Consider the following 18152-nt stretch of genomic DNA (forward strand, 5'->3'; position numbering starts at 1 on the left):
AATTGGGCCTAAACTTTTGATTATTTGAATAATCTAAAGATCTTAGCTATCAGCCAAAGAATTATATGAATACACAAGCCACTCCCCCGCTTACGGGCTTGGCCAGACGCTTTGTCCTCGATGGTATCGTTGACGAGCAGATTGCCAGGGATTCCCAAAAAAGCGCCGCCAAAGAAAAACTGCCATTTGTCACTTACCTGGTGCAAAACGGGTTAGCTAATCCCACCCAACTTGCGTACGCCGCATCCTCAGAGTTTGGCGTACCGGTATTTGACCTGGAAACAGTGTCATCCGATCAGATCCCTGAGAAGATTGTTGACGAAAAACTGATCAGAAAACATCACGCCCTCCCTCTATTTAAAAGAGGAAACAGACTTTTTATCGCCGTAGCGGACCCGACCAATCTGCAAGCTCTGGATGAAATCAAGTTCAATACAGGGCTAAGCACTGATGCCGTAATCGTCGAAGACGATAAGCTTTCTTCCGCCATCGACAAATACCTGGACGCCCAGGAGCAACCTCTGGGGGACTTTGAGGACGGCGATTTCGACGATCTGGATATAAGCTCTGCGGAGGATGCTGACAAGGATGATGACACCAGCTCAGAGCAGGATGACGCCCCAATCGTTCGATACATTAACAAAATGCTTTTGGACGCAATAAAGTCTGGAGCATCAGACATCCACTTTGAACCCTACGAGAAAACCTATCGGGTTCGATTCAGAACCGATGGCATTCTTCAGGAGATATCAAAACCCTCAATTAAGCTGGCCGCCAAATTGTCGGCCCGTTTGAAGGTAATGTCTCAACTGGACATTTCAGAACGCCGACTCCCGCAGGATGGACGAATAAAGCTGAAACTCTCGAAAACAAAGGCCATTGATTTTCGGGTGAATACACTTCCTACACTATGGGGAGAAAAAATAGTACTTCGGATTCTGGACCCCAGCAGCGCCAAACTAGGTATTGATGCCCTCGGCTATGAAGAGCACCAGAAAAAAATGTATCTCGATGCCCTGGCTCAACCTCAAGGTATGATTTTGGTAACAGGGCCGACGGGGAGTGGTAAAACCGTTTCACTTTACACGGGTCTGAATATCCTCAATACCACCGAACGCAATATTTCTACTGCTGAGGACCCAGTTGAAATCAACCTGGAAGGCATCAACCAGGTCAACGTCAACCCCAAAGTGGGCCTGGACTTCTCCTCTGCCCTGCGGGCCTTTCTCCGTCAAGACCCGGATGTCGTCATGGTTGGGGAGATCCGAGATCTTGATACAGCATCAATTGCGATAAAAGCAGCACAAACCGGCCACTTAGTATTATCCACACTTCACACCAACAGCGCTCCTGAAACACTGACAAGGCTTATGAATATGGGTGTTCCCGCATTCAACATCGCCACTTCTGTCAGCTTGATCATCGCCCAACGTCTTGCCCGTCGGCTTTGTGCTGACTGCAAGGAGGAGTTGACTGTTCCTGAAAATGTCCTGAAAGAGGAAGGTTTCACAGACCAACAAATTGAAACAGGGTTTAAGTTGTATACCCATAAAGGGTGTGCTAAATGCAAGAGTGGATATAAGGGACGTGTTGGTATCTACGAAGTTGTAAGGATAAATCCCGCTATGCAAGAGCTAATCATGCAAGAAGCCAGCTCACTTGAAATAGCCAAGCAAGCCCAGAAAGAAGGGTTTAACAATCTTCGTCAGTCTGCACTCAAGAAAGTTATAGACGGGCTAACCAGCCTTGAAGAAGCGAATCGGGTAACGAAGGATTAACTATGGCTCAAGCAGCTCAAAAAACCACCACTTTTGTGTGGGAAGGTACTGATAAGAAGGGGCTTAAATCAAAAGGTGAAGCAGTTGGAAACAATGCGTCCCTGGTGAAGGCCCAACTCAGGAAGCAGGGAATCAACCCCACCAAGGTTAAAAAGAAACAGGAAAGTATTTTTAGCAACCGCGCTAAAAAGATAACGCCTTTTGATATTGCGGTTTTCACACGCCAGATGGCGACCATGATGAAAGCCGGTGTACCTTTGGTTCAGTCGTTCGACATTGTCGCGGAAGGCTTGGAACACCCAGCTTTGAGACAACTTGTCCTGGATATCAAAAATGATGTTGCAGCGGGTAACAGCTTTGCCGGCGCCCTCGCTAAGCACCCGAAACATTTTGATGATCTGTTTTGCAACCTGATTGACTCCGGAGAAAAATCTGGAGCCCTGGAAACCATGTTGGAAAGGGTCGCGACTTACTTGGAGAAAACAGAACAACTGAAGAAGAAAGTTAAAAAAGCAATGACCTACCCAATATCGGTACTGGTCGTTGCCTTTATCGTAACAGGGATATTGCTGGTTAAGGTGGTTCCCCAATTCCAGGAAATATTCCAGGGATTCGGAGCAGACCTGCCAGCATTCACATTGATGGTCATTGGTATTTCTGAAGTGATGCAGGAATACTGGTACATGGTGTTAATAGGCATCATTGTTGTAGGTGTCAGCTTCACTGAGGCTAAGCGGCGGTCACCGGAGTTTTCAGATAAAGTTGACGCTGCGATGTTGAAAATGCCTATTGTAGGGGACATTCTACACAAGTCTGCCGTTGCCAGATTTGCCAGGGTCCTCGCCACAACCTTTGCTGCCGGTGTTCCCTTGGTAGATGCCTTGGAATCTGTGGCCGGTGCCACTGGTAATGCGGTATTCAGAAAAGCAGTGCTCAAAATTCGTGATGAAGTATCTTCCGGTACCCAACTTCAGATGAGCATGAAGTCTACCGGCGTTTTTCCTGCCATGGCAGTGCAACTGACGGCCATCGGCGAAGAATCAGGTGCACTCGATGATATGCTTGCGAAAGTAGCAGACCACTACGAGTCAGAAGTCGACGATGCGGTAGACAACCTCACTGCGTTAATGGAGCCTCTGATCATGGCCGTTCTTGGTGTACTTGTCGGTGGTCTGATCGTTGCCATGTACCTACCAATATTCCAGTTGGGTCAGGTCGTCTGATTTTTATAATTTTCATTTAATAGCCTCGCTTATGCGGGGCTTTTTATTTAAGTAGTCAGTATTATGGAATCCGTCTTTAATCATTTAAACCAGAACCCCGCGGCACTATATCTGTCAGTGGTGGTACTGGGCCTTATCATTGGCAGCTTTTTCAATGTCGTCATTTTCCGACTGCCCAAAATACTGGAGCAGGAATGGCGGGTACAATGCGCCGAACTGATGGAGCAGGAACCTCCTGAGGATCAGGGGAAGATCACACTTTCCACCCCAGCCTCCACCTGCCCCCACTGCGGACATCGTATCAAGCCATGGGAGAATATCCCTGTCGTTAGCTATCTCGTACTGCGAGGTAAGTGTTCTTCCTGCAAGACCACTATTTCAGCCCGCTACCCGATCATAGAAACGGTCACCGCGGTTCTGGCAATAATAGCCATCTACCAGTTTGAACTCTCATGGACTGGACTCGCGGCGGTCGTTTTCACCTGGATGCTGTTAATTCTATCGATGATCGACTTTGACACCCAGCTTCTTCCGGATGTTATTACCCTCCCCCTATTGTGGTTAGGCCTGCTTGTAAATACCCAGGGAATCTTCACTTCACTTGAAGAAGCCGTCTGGGGTGCAGTCTTCGGCTATTTGGCGCTCTGGTCTGTGTACCACCTCTTTAAGCTTCTTACCGGTAAGGAAGGCATGGGGTTTGGAGATTTCAAACTACTGGGAGCCCTTGGAGCCTGGCTAGGATGGAAAATACTTCCACTGATCATTCTACTTTCGTCACTGGTAGGCGCTGTCGTTGGATTGATTCTTATCGCCGCAATGGGCAGGGATAAGAATATTCCCATACCATTTGGCCCTTACCTCGCAGCAGCTGGCTGGATTGCCATGATGTGGGGAAATGAGATCGTTACGGGCTACATGGGACTCTATTCCCATTAACAATATTTCTATCGACAATATCCCCTGCAATACTGAGTTCAACAAATTTATGACCAAAGCCTACGTAATTGGACTTACCGGAGGTATTGGCAGTGGAAAATCCGCTGCTATGAACGCCTTCCAGACTCTGGGAGTTCCATGCATAGATGCAGACCAGGTTGCCAGAGAGGTTGTCGAACCCGGCAGCCCTGCGCTGAAAGATATCGCTGACCACTTTGGGTCAAGTGCCATACAGGCTGACGGCCATCTGGACAGAGCCTATCTGAGACAAAAAGTTTTTGCTGATATATCAGAAAAGAAATGGCTTGAAGCACTGCTCCATCCGCTGATCAATCGCCGAATTCGTGACTGGTTGCTTAATTGCCAGGCAGATTATTGCATTCTGAGTTCCCCGCTCCTGCTTGAAACCAAGCAACACGAACTATCCAATCGTGTACTATTGATCGATGTTCCAGAGGAACTTCAGATCTCCCGTACAATGGGAAGAGACAACAACAGCGAAGAACAGGTTCGGGCAATTATGGCAGCCCAGACCTCGCGATCATTTAAACGCGACAAAGCGGATGATATCATCGTCAACGATCAGGATTTGGGGTATTTATTCAGTGAGGTCAAACGGCTTCACCATCAATACCAGCAGTTAGCAAGAGAGTTTAAGGCTTCATCATGACCAAAGTGCAATGTCCTACATGTCAAAAAGAAGTTGAATGGTCGGAAGAAAGCCCCTACCGGCCTTTCTGCAGTAAACGCTGCCAGTTGATAGACCTTGGCGCCTGGGCTTCCGAAGAATACCGGGTACCCGAATCAAAGAATCAGGATGAGTGGTCAGAAACGTCTGATTCCATAGAAATCCCCCGGCATTGAGATAGGGTCAGCTGACACTAATAACAACACAGGACAGACAATATGTCAGACTGCCTTTTCTGCGCCATCGCCGCCGACCAGGAACCATCCACATGCGTATATGAAGATGATGACTGCAAAGTGTTTCTGGACATCTATCCGGTCAGCAGAGGGCATATGCTGATTATTCCCAAAGCTCATCATGTCACATTCGACGAAGTAAGCGACGAGCTGCGAAACAGACTATCCCGGGTCACCCATTTAATGTCCAGAGTGGTCATGACATCTGAACTTGGTGCCCAGGGCTACAATATCCAGGTAAACAATGGCACGGCGGCGAATCAGCACGTCCCACACCTGCATATTCATGTTATACCAAGATACAAGGGAGATGTTCTTAAGGTAATGGGACATTTCCTGCTACAGGCACCCGGCATCTTTATTGGCAAGCGCAAACACGCTTCTCTGACCCCGATTGCTGACATTATCAAAAATGGCGTAATACATGCCGAAAAAACGGCCACGGAAACACCCGGATAAGCGGCAATGTCATGACAATCACACTTGAGCCAATTGGAATCGTTCGCTCCTGTTACCCTGAAAAGTTCGGCGTACCAAGACAGCCGGGACTGATCAAGAGTGCCAAGGCTGTCATTGAGTTTTTTCCTCCTTACAGTAACCCGGAATGCTTCATTGGGCTGGATGGATTCAGTCACATCTGGGTGACATTCCAGTTCCATAAGAATCTAACGCAAGGGTGGAAACCCAGAGTCAGACCGCCAAGACTGGGTGGGAACAAATCTCTTGGGGTCTTTGCGACCAGAGCCACCTTTCGTCCCAATGGACTTGGTCTATCAGCGGTCAGATTGGCCAGCCTGATCACTCGCGATGGAGAAACCTGTCTGGAAATAGAAGGGGGTGACTTTGTCGACGGAACACCAGTAATCGATATCAAGCCCTATGTCGCCTACACCGATTCGCTGGAAGCAACCTCCGGCTTTGCAAAGGAATCACCACAACCCAGGCTTCCTGTAATAATGGAAGCTGAAGCAGAGTCGTTTTTGTGCAGCCATAGCGAGCGGTATCCTGATCTGAAAACACTGATTATTGAGACGATCAGCTTAGATCCGAGACCACAATACAAAGGGGCGGACGACAGCAAGGTTTACGGTTTGGCTTTATTTGATCTGAATATCAAGTGGCAGGTAGTTGACCACATGGCTCGTGTCATTGAGATCAGCAAATCAGCTTGACTCTCCTGGCAAGGGTCACCAAATCAGTGATATTAGCCCGCCAACGGATCACTATCAGGAAACTCTGTCGCGAACTTGTCTATCCACTCCTGGGCAGCCTCTTCCGCTGAAAGCATTCGACCTTCGTTAATAAATACCTCCCGCTTATAGTGTTCAATATGGCAGATCTGCTCTACCATCCGGGCGGCATAGGCATCTTCAGAGCTGAGAAAGCTCAATCCCGTTTCGTATCCCAAGGTGGTGTACTGACACCACATCACTTCAGCAATGATCTCAAACGGCGGTGAAAATGCCCTTATTGCCACTTTCACCTTCTCCCCTACCGGATAGGGTCTTGAAGTAGTGCAACACATTCCCCCGCTACTGATATTTTGTAGTCGGGTAGCTTGTTCCTCAGGAGCAACTGAGTCGTCATCCTGACTTTTTTCAATAGCAATCGGAATGTCCGTGGGATGGCGAATATACTGACGCATACTGTGGCTGGTCATCATTTAGAGACCCCATTTATAGGGAATTGACCCTCTATCTATAGTAATTAGGCCATGAGCCACTATATTTCAATGCCGTAAAATTAAAAAATCACCATACGAAGGCCTGAGCCGACTTCCATGCTCACTATACGTACTCGCTCAATGCGCCTTCTTTAAACCGCCTGACAATCCCCGCCAGTTCTTCATATCGTATTGGCTTGGTCAGAAATTCGTTCATGCCGGATTCAAAACACTTCTGTTTTTCACCTGCAAAGGCATTGGCCGTAAGAGCAACGATAGGGATGTCCCGATAAGGCTCATTGCTGGCCCGGATGCGCCTGGTCGTATCGTATCCATCCAGAACAGGCATCCAGCAATCCATAAACACCATGTCAAACTGCCCAGTGCCCAACTGCTGTAATGCAACCTCGCCATTTTCTGCCATTTCAACCCGACATCCACATTTTTCGAGCATCTTCCTGGCAAGATTACGGTTGACCTCATTGTCTTCAACCAGCAATACATAAAGCTCACCATGCGAAGGACGCGTCTGTTCCAAGGATCGGGCAAGGGCAGGCGAAAGTACCATGGCAGCGTTGGAACGCCGACCAGTCACCTGATCATACAAGACATCCCGCACAACCAGCTCGCGATCTACCTTGCTCAAATAAGCAGATGCACCAGCTTGATGATAATGGGTAATCGTCTCCACTTTCGGATGTGGAGAGAGTACCAGAATAGGAACACTTCGATGCTCGGGTTGCTGTCGTATCCCTCTGACCAGTCCGGTAATCTGCTCGACAGCCACATCCTCACTATCCGCAATCGTTTCATCAAGAATAAAGGCATCGTATGGCTGGCCGGTATCCCGAACCTGGTCCAGTAGCTGTTCAAGGTCTTTGATATTCTTGGCGACATCGATCTGCAGACGCCCCTCCTCCCCCAGTTGCTCAATAATCGCCCGCAAACTGAGCTCATTAGTATCAGCCAGTAACAGATGACTAATCTGCAGCGCGGAATCATCAGACGACACCGACAGATCTTCCGCGGATAGCAATCCTGCGTCCGTTTCAAACCAGAAAGTTGAACCTTTCCCAACCTCGCTTTCGATACCAAAGCGTCCGCCCAAAAGTACAATCATTTCACGAGCCAACGCCAGTTTCAGGCCGATGCCCACCTCAGGGAGACTCTCTGCTGTGGCAGCTTCAAAGGTGTTGGCCAGAATCCTGCGTTTATCCGCAGCCGAAAGACCGGCACCATTATCCTCAACCGCCATGCGCAGTGTCAGCGTATTACCACTACTGGATACTGGTACCACATGGAGCACGACCTGTCCCTTAATGGTCAGGCTGATGGCCACACTGAGCAGACATTCCAGAATCCGCAGCAGGTTGACCCGATCCAACACGACTTTCTTGGGAATAGCAGCATCCACATAGCTTTCAATGGTAAGGCTTTTGGCATCAGCTTTACTCGAAAGACTGGCAATGGTTTCCTGCAACAGCGACTTCAGTTCAGTCGGACACTGATCGCTCTCCAGGGCACCGGATTCCAGTTTGGACAGATCCAGCATGTCGTTCAGCATGGCTAGCAGGGATTCGGAACTCTGCTGTACGGCATAGATGTATTCCCTTTGCTCGTCGCTCTGGGCCGTGTCCTGCAACAGACCGGAGTAGCCCAGAATATTATTCATAGGAGTCCGTAATTCATGACTGATATTAGCAATGAACAAGCTTTTGTTATGGCTGGCCTGAAGGGCTTCCACGCGCTCAAGGTGCGACTGTTTCTCTGTCTCATGCAGCTCACTTGCCTGATCCCTGACACGGTCCTGCAGTTTATTGATAAACTTAACAATTTTGCTCAACTCGTCAGCCATCGCTGGTTCCTGGCGATCCAGCACCAACTCTTCCGGATCAGTACTTCGCAGACTATGTGTGGAATGTCGACAGATTTTTTCAAGATGCCGCATGATGAGATAACGGATCATAAGCAGCAGGAAGACAGAGATGAGCAAAACCTTGACCAGCTGCAATGCCAGCGTGCGCCAAAAGTAGGTAAATACTGATTGGTGTAAATTTTCCAGAGAAACCAGTATGGTCAAATCCCCCAGCCACAGCTCCGGCTTGGTCCCCTGATGCATCGGATATGTCCTACTGATAGAGGGCTCTCCATGGGGTGGGGTTCCGAGAGTAAATGTACTATCAATACTGGTGACCAGAGTGGCGTTATAGATGCTCGGATGCTTAAGAATTCCCTCCAGTGTTCCCTCAATGGCTGTGGTATCAATACTCCAGATGCTGTGAACAAGCCCTGGTTGAATGGCACTGACAGTGTTGTCCAGACCAATTTGCAGGTCAGACATCTGCCTCTTTTGTTCAGACCAGGTCAGAAAGGATGTACTGACAAAAGCGATAAGGATACTGAATCCCAATACCCTGATTGCGGTTTTAGCACTAAGTGGGTATGACCTGGCGCTATCAAACAGACTCAACCACAAAACTTATTCTCCATCCAAAGATCGCCATTGTTGATTCAAGCCAGGTTTATCGGGATTGTTTTCCAATATCCCATGACTCCATGCACTGATACCCGGTGCTTCCTCTCCAGGAAGCCCACGATAGAAATTGCTCATTATAATTGCGTGGAAACCGGTTTCTTAGTCCGCTTTACAGTGTAGCAGCACGTCTAGTGAATACTTAATTTACTAGACAATCCCATTCCGGTCAGCCCCCACAAGCATCAAATAGTATCCATTCACGGGCATTGCCGATGGCATGGTTTGCGATCAACTGCTATCTTACCCACCAAACACTTTGAATTAGCAGTACTTTTTGAAGGAGTCGAATTCTTGAATGAGCATCTGGTGATCGGGCTTGCCGCGATTATTTTCTTCGGTGTAACGGCCCAGTTTGTCGCATGGAGGCTTAAACTTCCTTCAATTCTTCTACTCCTGATCTCCGGATTCGTGCTCGGCCCAATCTCTGGTGTGCTTTCGCCAGATGAGCAATTTGGAGAGTTTCTATTTCCCGCAATCTCCTTTGCTGTGGCTATCATCCTGTTTGAAGGCGGTTTGAGCCTTAAAATCCGGGAGCTTAAAGTCACCTCAGGGGTCGTCCGCATGCTCATCAGCGTCGGCATAGTGACCACTTTTATTCTCAGTCTGGTCATTTCAAAGTTTGCACTGGACATCCCTTGGACACTGGCCTTACTACTTGGCGCGATACTGACTGTAACCGGCCCTACCGTCGTCCTCCCGATGCTGATGCTGATCCGTCCCAAAGGCCAGATTGGCTCTATTCTCAAATGGGAAGGTATTCTGAATGATCCCATAGGTGCCCTGTTTGCTGTGCTTGTATTTGAGGCCGTGGTGTCTGCCAGCCTGGGCCAGGCCACAACCCTGATCCTGTCCGGATTCATGATCACCATCTTTGTAGGCGGGCTCATGGGGCTGGCAGCCGGCATGCTGGTTGCCACATCATTGAAACATCACTGGGTGCCGGAGTTTCTCAGTAACGCTTTCACTCTCGCCATCGTCATCACATTGTTTGCTGTTTCCAATGTCATACAGCACGAAAGCGGCTTATTCAGTGTCACGATCATGGGAATATACCTGGGTAATCAGCGCCTGGTATCTATTCGTAATATTGTTGGCTTCAAGGAAGACCTGAGAGTCCTGCTGCTCTCTTCATTATTTATCGTCCTGGCAGCCAGACTGCAGTTTTCGGATCTGCAACAAATTCATATGGGAAGTATTGTATTGCTGATCATGCTGATCGTTGTCGTCAGACCCGCGGCAGTGTGGCTGTCCTCCATAAATTCCAACCTTTCCTGGAAAGAGAAGCTGTTTCTCTCCTCCATGGCGCCACGAGGGATCGTAGCGGCAGCTGTGATTTCCCTGTTTGCAGTTAGACTGGAATCCATGGGAGTTGAGCACTCGGAAGTGTTGGCGCCCAATATGTTCCTGATCATTGTTGGCACTATATTGATTTATGGCCTGGCGGCGCGCCCTCTATCCAAAGCCCTCCACCTGTCTGACGATAATCCTCAGGGCTGCGTTATTCTGGGCTCCAATATTCTGTCAATCGCACTATCGAAAGCCCTCAAGGCAGAAGGACTGAGCACAACCATTATCGATGCCCGATGGGCCAACATCAAAGAAGCCCGAATGGAAGGCCTGAATACGGTAAATGCCAATGTTCTGTCAGAGGCAGTTCAGGAAAAGGTCAGCTTTACCGGTATGGGGAAATTTCTGGCACTGACCCCCAACCTGGAGCTTAACTCACTGGCATGCATCCGGTTCTCAGATATTTTCGGGCTGAAAGAAGTCTACCAACTAGGTGAACCCGAGGACAAAGATAAACCCGCGCAGTGGATACCCGATGACCTCTCCGGCCAGGCACTTTTCGGTCCGAACATTACCTATAACGAACTGATCAAGAGAATGCATCATGGGGCCAAGGTCAAGAGGACGCCTCTGACCAAGGATTTCAGCTATGAGGATTATAAAGCCCAGAATGAAGGCAAGGACCCTATCCTGCTCTGCATCGTATCTGAAAACAAGAGCCTGGTGTTCGTGACTGTAAACAAGAAAATCCAGCCAAAACCTGGTCAGGTTATAATCAGCCTGATTGACAGTTAATCGAAGGACTCATTCCTCAATCGAAAAAACGATAATCAATAAAACAAAAAAGGAAACGAAAAGTGCCCCCCCTGGATTCGTTAATAGGCAACTCGTTTGGAAGCAGAGTGCTATGCCCGCTCCTGCTCTCTTTGACAACAGTATATACACATGCAGAGCCTGCTCACGGAGAATCACCAGGGCGGTATATGAATCCTTTTATTGCCCCCATTTTATTGCCAACCACCAATCTGTTCGGCCTCCCGGATCTCCAGACCCGGGAACTCCCCGCAGATGCAACATTTGAACTGACACTGAGCTCCCATCTGGCCAACACTTATATCAACCGGAACAGTAGTAGCGAGAACCTTGAAATAGACGGTGAAATCATGCAAACAGCGATCAGAGGCCGTTGGAAGCTGAACGATCTATACAGCCTCTCGATTTACATTCCCTATGTAGACCAGGGGAAAGGCGAATTGGATAACCTCATTTATGACTGGCATGAGTGGTTCGGTCTTCCACAAGGAGGGCGAACAGAAACCACGAACAACCAATTTCAGTATCGCTACGAGCGCCAGGGACAATCCCTGTTAGATAAGGAACAAAGCTCTCCCGGACTGGGTGACATTCGACTGGGGCTGCAGCGGAAACTGGACTGGCTGGACCAATCCTGGCTCGCTCAGGCAGAAATCAAAGCACCAACCGGGGAACCAGATGACCTCAATGGTAGCGGGGCCTGGGATGCATCCATCGGTATCGGTTGGCAACAGGAAATAGACTCAGGACTGGGCCAATTTTCCCGATTTGCCGCTGCAGGACTTAGTTATCTGGGGGAATCAGATACCCGACTCTCCATGATTCAAAAGTCCTGGTCACTCAGTGCAAGGGCTGGATTTCACTGGCACGCTTTTTCCTGGCTGACACTGACCGCACAACTGGACACCCACTCCCCTCTTTTTGATAGCGATCTCAAACCTTTGAGCCGTTTTCCCATGCAACTGACTACCGGTGGACGGTTCAGCCTTACAGACCAGCTGCAAATAGACCTCAGCATCGGTGAAGACCTGGTCACGGTAGTGTCTCCGGACTTCGTCATCAATGGCGCCATCCGCTATTACTAGTAGCATAAGCAATAAAACGAATGGTCTAGAACATCGTCCCAATTGATTAATCATTCGCAATACAGTTGAGGCAGGCACTACGGATCGATAATATGCCCTTTAATCAGGGTCTGTTGACGATGTCTCACAGCCAATTATTCAGGAGTATTACCAAATCATGAGACGATCATTACAAATCGCCTTCTTCGCCGCACTACCTTTACTTGCAGCGGGCACTATTCAAGCTGCAGAGCTGGACCTTAATATCAGCAACAAGGCAGCCAACGCTCAGGTCAACATTATTCCAAACTCACGCAAATTCGATGCGGGACTGGGTTACATCTACCGCGAGAGCAGCACCCATATTATTAACGCTGATTTTCATGCCAGAGGACAGACGGCGATCGGTAATTTGCCAACGACTGTCGGTGTTGGTATCCAGGCATCTACATTTGATGAAGATGGGCTGGACGGAACTGGGCTAGGCCTGGGGGGTACCGCACACATCAAATTCCCAGCAGTACCCGGCCTGGGTTTCAAGGCAGCGGCTCACTATGCTCCATCTATCACCTCCTTTGGCGATATTGACCGCTTTGTTCGCTTTGATTCCCGAGTCACCTATCGCATCATCCAGAACGCAGACATCTATGCAGGGTACCGCATTGTCAGAACCAAAGTGGAAAACGCCGGCAGTGAAACACTTGACGAAAATGTTCACCTGGGCTTTACACTGCAGTTCTAAGCGACATCAATTCTGAGAAACATCTTTGGGTGTGACCGGGACAGGGTTCACACCCTGATCCCTACCACATCACATAATCCGTTACTTTTTCTTTTTGTCCCCCAGCAGACCCTTTAAACTAGAACCTCTTGAGGATTTGATACCAGACCTCAAATAGCACTTATCATCAACGAGTCATCGGATAATAATATTATGTACGTGCGGAATCTTCCCGGCAGGATGTTCGGGGGTAAAACAACTTTAACTCCACGTCATTTTCTGATCTTTTTGGCTGTTCTGTTCAGTCTGTCTCTGAGTGGTTGTGGTGGCGGGGAAGAATCCCTTGACGGCTTGGGGACACATCAGCCCCCGTCTGGCGATGACGACGGAGTGGAGGACCCTGTTGCGTCGAATGAAATCAACCTCAAGGTAGAAGCAACCTCCGGCATGAGCTCAGCCACGACCGCACAAAGGCTGTTCAACCTGCTGACACCGAATAAAGCTTACGCTATTGACGCCGGAGACAGCGTTAATGCAGATATCAAAGTCAGGCATTTGAGTCGCGACGGTGAAGTACTCTTTGATAATGTGATTACCGAAGGGGACTACTTTGTTGTTGATAATGAAAACGGCACCTACACCATTGTTTTTGACAACTCAATCCCGGACAGAATCGATCTGGCGATCATTGCCACTCTATCTAACGGGACTGTCTTAAGAAGAGGCCTTCCCAATTCCGCCGAAGGTATTGTCATCAACGCAGCGACCGAATATGCAGTGCAGCAGTTTTTTTCCAGCTTCGATAACCAATCGGAACTGGACGCACTTCTACCCTGTACAACCTCAGGCTGCGAAGACCAGTCAGATATTCACATGCTGAACTGGCTCGCACTGAATAATGCCGTGATGGATTTCGAAATTACGATTCCAGACAGCTATGACCTCGACGAAGCGGTTGCTCTTCTGGACAGCAACACACTGGTCAAAGATTATGTCGATCAGTTTATTGAAACCATCAAAGAAGACAAAGTTGAAAGTATTGAGGACACGACAATTGCCCCGGCGCTGAGTAACCGCTCCGGCAACTATCATTCCATATTATTTGCCATGGGCCTGAATCAGGGATTACCCGATGAGTCCGATGCAGACAACAAAACCATCGTTTTTTCCAACCAGACGTCTGATGTATTAACCAATACCGAATCTGACGTCACTTCATATATTTACCCCAAGATTGTCGTCAGCACCAGCATCCTGAATTTCAATCCGGTCATGATTGAGCAGATCCCCTGGTCAAGAAACTCACTGACACAATTGAGCGATAATACTTTTGATATCAGCAGCACCATTATTGACACTGAAACCAACCGGCAGGAAGGTTCGGTATTCACTTACCTGTCCCCAAGGGGACATTTTGATATGGCAAGACTTCAAACCCAGGTAGTGACCCAAGAGTCCTCAGCCAGCCCCACCGGATGGCTGAACAACCCTTTCTTCACACGCTACTACACCACCAAAGCAGCCAATGACGATGATGAAACCTCCGAGGGGATCGCATCCGCCTATATCTCTGATGGTCTCGTGTTTCGCCTATCAGAAGATACCGGTGGCGACTACCAGCGGGAGGAAACACTTGAGAAGAGCCACACGTTCGGCTGGTTCTACTCCTTGAAGATGACAGACTCCGATGACTTTTCGCTGGATACACTGGATGACGCATCTTATGGCGTCATCCATCTGACTCAAAGCCTGCAGACAACTCAACCTGTTGACTTGAATGCCGGCATCGAGCAATGGGAAGTGAACGGTAATGAGGTAGTCGTGACACAGCCAACCCTGGGAGGCAGTGATCCGGAGATTTTTAACACTTATGGTACGGGGCGCAATACAGACCTGACAGCAAATACGGTATCACTGGTTGCAGCCAACGATGGCAGTTACAGCCTGAGCGCTCTGGCGAGTCCCTCAAACATCAATGCCAGTGCTGACAATTTCAAGGGTCGAATTCAGCTGGATAACTGGGCCAGTAGCGGAGATGACCGTGGAGACTGGGTCGGAGCAAGCGACCCCCTCGGCAATGTTCTGGTATTGCGAACTGACTCTGAAACCTCGGGCCAGGGTATTGCGCATGCCGTTAGGATCAGCGATGCCAATATCAGCCTGGCAAACAACCGTTACTACCTTTACGGCAACAGTTTCCGCGCAACGGATACAGAAACCGTGTTGAGCAACTACAATCTGTCCACTCTAGAGTTCGACAACGATGGCGACACTGCCACGCTGTCCGTTAAAGAACTCAGGGTTACACAAACAATCAATGATCCCGAGCTTAGCGATATTTCCAACAATACATCCGACTATACGGTTCAACCAACGGCCAGCCCCGCTTCCAATACCAATCCAGATTACAGAAATCTACTGAAGCTGGATTTTGCAGACCCCACTGGCGGCACGGATAATTTCATTCTGGAAGGTTTTATTGCCAGCGAAGGAAAGGTCCTGATATTGCGCCTGAGATACGGTGAAAACCTGGGTATACTATATGGTTTCCTGGAGCAGGAGTTGACGGCCTCTTCGGACTGATCTTGCCTCCAGGCTCTATCTAATCGCGCTCATTTTGCCTCGGGAACTTTTCTCTGGGGCTCATTTCGGCTTTTTATAAAGGGACTCAACTACCAGAACTTTTCACGAAAGTTTCTGACCTTAATCCCCACTTAATCCCCAGCATAGAACTTTACGTAACCAGCCATTGATTTTTTTATAAAAACGCCTATTTTTCAGAACCATCATTAGAAAATCAGTTTGTCAGCTTTACCTCATTAAACAGGGACTCAATATCTATATGATTTTAAATGCAAAGCACCTCGTATTTCTGTTGTTCTTCGCTATTGCGGTTGCATTTCTAACACCAATGAACATCGATATAGCTGTTCCTGAACCTGATGAGGAAAAGCCATCAGAGCCGGTGGTTAACTTGAATCAACCACTGCCTGATTTTAAGAAAATCAGGGATGTTAAAGAAAAGAAAGAGGCGTTCTTCGAGTTTCTCAGTCCCCTGATCTCATATTCCAATCAGCAGATACTTAAAGATCGCGAGTTCGTCATGGCCATGCAGGCCAAACCCAAACTCTCGGCTAAAGATAAAAACAAATTATCCAGGATAGCAGACCGGTACCGGGTACCGACAAGTAACGGATTCGACAAAAACTTTTATGCTCTAATGCTTAAAAGAGTCGACACCATTCCTCCTGCACTTGCTCTGGCACAGGCCGCAAATGAATCAGCCTGGGGGACATCACGTTTTGCCCGCCAGGGAAACAACCTCTATGGGGAGTGGTGTTTTCGTAAAGGTTGCGGTATCAAGCCCAGTCAAAGAGCGGCTGACGCCTCTCATGAAGTCGCGAAATTCAAACGAGTCTATGATTCCGTTCAGAGCTACATGCTGAACCTTAACCGCCATGACTACTATTCGGACCTAAGACAAGTCAGGGAAGGCCTGAGGACTTCAGAAAGCCCTATCTCTGCCATTGCTCTGACAGAAGGACTACAGAGATACTCTTCCCGTGGCGATGACTATATCGCGGAACTGCAGAGCATGATCAGAGTAAACAAGTTAGAAGAGAGGTATACTAACTGAGGACTGTTCATAATTGATTTTCGAGATGAGGACTATCCTGTGGAAACATCAAAAACCAACCGAGGTTTCACCACCGGAAAACTCTGGAAAAAGCTGAAGATGGCTGGCCGCACTGCAGGCTATACTGCAGTAGAGTCAGCTCTGACACTGTTTTATACCTCCACAGCCAAGGAAACGCCTGCCTGGTGCAAGTCTGTAATATATGGAGCCCTGGCTTATTTTATCTCGCTCATTGACGGCATCCCTGACCTGACCCCAATTCTCGGCTATACCGACGACATTGCAGTAATGGCCGCAGCCTTGGGAACGCTCAGCCAATACGTCACGCCCGAAATAAAATCCAAGGCAAAAAGGCAGACTGAAGCTCTACTGGGTGAGCGTTCTGCAAATACAGAAACAAACAACATCCCTTCAACACCTGATAATTGAAGCAACCAGACTCCGGCCACTGACCTCAATAAGTGCTTAGGTCAGTGCTTCCCAAATTTGTCTTCTCCTCTGACATTTAGTCTTAACCTGAACGCCAAATGATGGGAGAATCATCCCTGAAAATACGGCGTTATTCGCTATTTGTCTTGAATTCATGCATTTCTCATAAAAATGCGTCCATTAATTAGAAAAATACGACATCTATGCTTAGCTTTCTTCCACACTGGCTCAGAGGGGCTTTAACGCTTACATCAATCGGCCTTTCGACAGTAACTTTATTTCCTCTCGTGCTGCTGTTTGCCTTTCTGAAACTGATAATTCCTATCCAGTTCTTTCGCAAAATATGCACCATTATTTTGATCGAAATCGCGAATCTCTGGATTGGATTCAATAACTTGCTTTTGAGTGTAATGCACGACATACACTGGGATATTGAGGGATTGGAAGGATTGTCCCCCAAAGACTGGTATTTCGTGACTTGTAACCATCAGTCCTGGGCAGATATTCCTGTCGTCCAGAAAGTCCTCATGCGAAAAATTCCGATGATCAAATTCTTCTTGAAACAGGAACTAATATGGGTCCCCTTTATAGGTATTGCCTGGTGGGCTCTGGATTTTCCCTTTATGAAACGTTATAGCAAAGAGGAAATTGAGAGAAATCCTGAGCTGAAAGGAAAAGATCTCGAAACGACCCGCAAAGCTTGTGAAAAATTCAAATACACCCCGGTAACAGTATTTAACTTCCTGGAAGGCACCCGCTATACCGAGGAAAAACACCGTCGACAAAAGTCACCCTACCAATACCTGTTGAAGCCCAAAGCTGGCGGCGCGGCTTTTGTCCTTGGGGCAATGGGAGAGCAGCTCCACACAATGCTGAATATCACCATCCATTACCCTGGAGATGACCGTGGGTTCTGGAGTTTTATGTCCGGTCGTGTAAGAAGAGTGGTGGTGCGGATTCAGAAAATCGAATTACCGTCTCAGTTTCTCGGTAAGGACTACATGGACGATGAACAGTTTCGTTCAGAGTTTCAAGAATGGGTATCAGAGCTCTGGAAAGAGAAAGACGCGCTGTTGGCCCAACTCCATAAACAATATCCAAAAGCCTGAGTTGCCAGGTATCTGATTCAGCAGTGCTGTAA

The 18152-nt window shown here is 48.2% G+C and carries 16 protein-coding genes; 14 read left to right on the top strand and 2 right to left on the bottom strand.

The annotated features are described in order from the left end of the window. Nucleotides 1-65: 65 nt before the first annotated feature. The 7 genes from pilB to tsaA all read left to right on the top strand — a co-directional run bounded on the left by pilB (nucleotide 66) and on the right by tsaA (nucleotide 6033). Nucleotides 66-1778 carry a type IV-A pilus assembly ATPase PilB gene (gene pilB / locus F566_RS0124215; protein ID WP_020409621.1) on the top strand — a complete coding sequence of 571 codons (1713 nt, stop codon included), beginning with the start codon at nucleotides 66-68 and terminating at the stop codon, nucleotides 1776-1778. 2 nt (nucleotides 1779-1780) lie between these two features. Continuing rightward, nucleotides 1781-3001 (top strand): type II secretion system F family protein, encoded by a 1221-nt coding sequence (locus tag F566_RS0124220; protein WP_020409622.1) that lies wholly within the window; start codon nucleotides 1781-1783, stop codon nucleotides 2999-3001. 63 nt (nucleotides 3002-3064) lie between these two features. After that, nucleotides 3065-3937, top strand: coding sequence for a prepilin peptidase (locus F566_RS0124225; protein WP_020409623.1), 873 nt, complete (start codon nucleotides 3065-3067; stop codon nucleotides 3935-3937). A gap of 49 nt (nucleotides 3938-3986) precedes the next feature. Further along, complete coding sequence (coaE, locus tag F566_RS0124230; protein WP_020409624.1) at nucleotides 3987-4607, top strand: dephospho-CoA kinase; 621 nt, start codon at nucleotides 3987-3989, stop codon at nucleotides 4605-4607. Continuing rightward, nucleotides 4604-4801, top strand: coding sequence for a DNA gyrase inhibitor YacG (yacG, locus tag F566_RS0124235; protein WP_020409625.1), 198 nt, complete (start codon nucleotides 4604-4606; stop codon nucleotides 4799-4801). Before coaE ends, yacG begins: the two co-directional genes overlap by 4 nt. Before the next feature lie 42 nt (nucleotides 4802-4843). After that, nucleotides 4844-5320 carry an HIT family protein gene (locus F566_RS33910; protein WP_020409626.1) on the top strand — a complete coding sequence of 159 codons (477 nt, stop codon included), beginning with the start codon at nucleotides 4844-4846 and terminating at the stop codon, nucleotides 5318-5320. An 11-nt stretch (nucleotides 5321-5331) separates the two neighbouring features. Beyond that, nucleotides 5332-6033 carry a tRNA (N6-threonylcarbamoyladenosine(37)-N6)-methyltransferase TrmO gene (gene tsaA / locus F566_RS0124245; protein ID WP_020409627.1) on the top strand — a complete coding sequence of 234 codons (702 nt, stop codon included), beginning with the start codon at nucleotides 5332-5334 and terminating at the stop codon, nucleotides 6031-6033. Between the two features lie 32 nt (nucleotides 6034-6065). On the opposite strand, the gene F566_RS33915 is transcribed toward tsaA, so the two are convergent. Together F566_RS33915 and F566_RS0124255 are read right to left on the bottom strand one after the other, a co-directional pair. After that, nucleotides 6066-6524 carry a PilZ domain-containing protein gene (locus F566_RS33915; protein WP_020409628.1) on the bottom strand — a complete coding sequence of 153 codons (459 nt, stop codon included), beginning with the start codon at nucleotides 6522-6524 and terminating at the stop codon, nucleotides 6066-6068. A gap of 124 nt (nucleotides 6525-6648) precedes the next feature. Then, the gene (locus tag F566_RS0124255) at nucleotides 6649-8865 is read right to left on the bottom strand and encodes a response regulator (RefSeq protein WP_157497057.1); all 2217 of its coding nucleotides are present in this window, start codon (nucleotides 8863-8865) and stop codon (nucleotides 6649-6651) included. A 486-nt stretch (nucleotides 8866-9351) separates the two neighbouring features. Here F566_RS0124255 and F566_RS0124260 point away from each other — a divergent pair, with 486 nt between their 5' ends. The 7 genes from F566_RS0124260 to F566_RS0124290 all read left to right on the top strand — a co-directional run bounded on the left by F566_RS0124260 (nucleotide 9352) and on the right by F566_RS0124290 (nucleotide 18120). Next, nucleotides 9352-11142: a cation:proton antiporter gene (locus F566_RS0124260; RefSeq protein ID WP_020409630.1), complete on the top strand. Its 1791-nt coding sequence runs from the start codon at nucleotides 9352-9354 to the stop codon at nucleotides 11140-11142. Nucleotides 11143-11249: 107 nt separating this feature from the next. After that, the gene (locus F566_RS0124265; protein ID WP_281169126.1) at nucleotides 11250-12245 is read left to right on the top strand and encodes a DUF3187 family protein; all 996 of its coding nucleotides are present in this window, start codon (nucleotides 11250-11252) and stop codon (nucleotides 12243-12245) included. A 157-nt stretch (nucleotides 12246-12402) separates the two neighbouring features. Further along, nucleotides 12403-12966: a YfaZ family outer membrane protein gene (locus F566_RS0124270; RefSeq protein ID WP_020409632.1), complete on the top strand. Its 564-nt coding sequence runs from the start codon at nucleotides 12403-12405 to the stop codon at nucleotides 12964-12966. A gap of 192 nt (nucleotides 12967-13158) precedes the next feature. Next, on the top strand, nucleotides 13159-15528 hold the full coding sequence (locus tag F566_RS0124275; RefSeq protein ID WP_026180291.1) for a hypothetical protein: 2370 nt from the start codon (nucleotides 13159-13161) through the stop codon (nucleotides 15526-15528). 259 nt (nucleotides 15529-15787) lie between these two features. Beyond that, nucleotides 15788-16582: a glucosaminidase domain-containing protein gene (locus F566_RS0124280; protein WP_020409634.1), complete on the top strand. Its 795-nt coding sequence runs from the start codon at nucleotides 15788-15790 to the stop codon at nucleotides 16580-16582. Between the two features lie 39 nt (nucleotides 16583-16621). After that, entirely contained in the window at nucleotides 16622-17011 is a 390-nt protein-coding gene (locus F566_RS0124285; RefSeq protein ID WP_020409635.1) for a YkvA family protein, read from the top strand. Nucleotides 17012-17214: 203 nt separating this feature from the next. Continuing rightward, nucleotides 17215-18120 carry an acyltransferase gene (locus F566_RS0124290; RefSeq protein WP_020409636.1) on the top strand — a complete coding sequence of 302 codons (906 nt, stop codon included), beginning with the start codon at nucleotides 17215-17217 and terminating at the stop codon, nucleotides 18118-18120. The last annotated feature ends 32 nt before the right edge of the window (nucleotides 18121-18152 follow it).

The organism is Hahella ganghwensis DSM 17046 (assembly GCF_000376785.1).
Taxonomy (GTDB): domain Bacteria; phylum Pseudomonadota; class Gammaproteobacteria; order Pseudomonadales; family Oleiphilaceae; genus Hahella; species Hahella ganghwensis.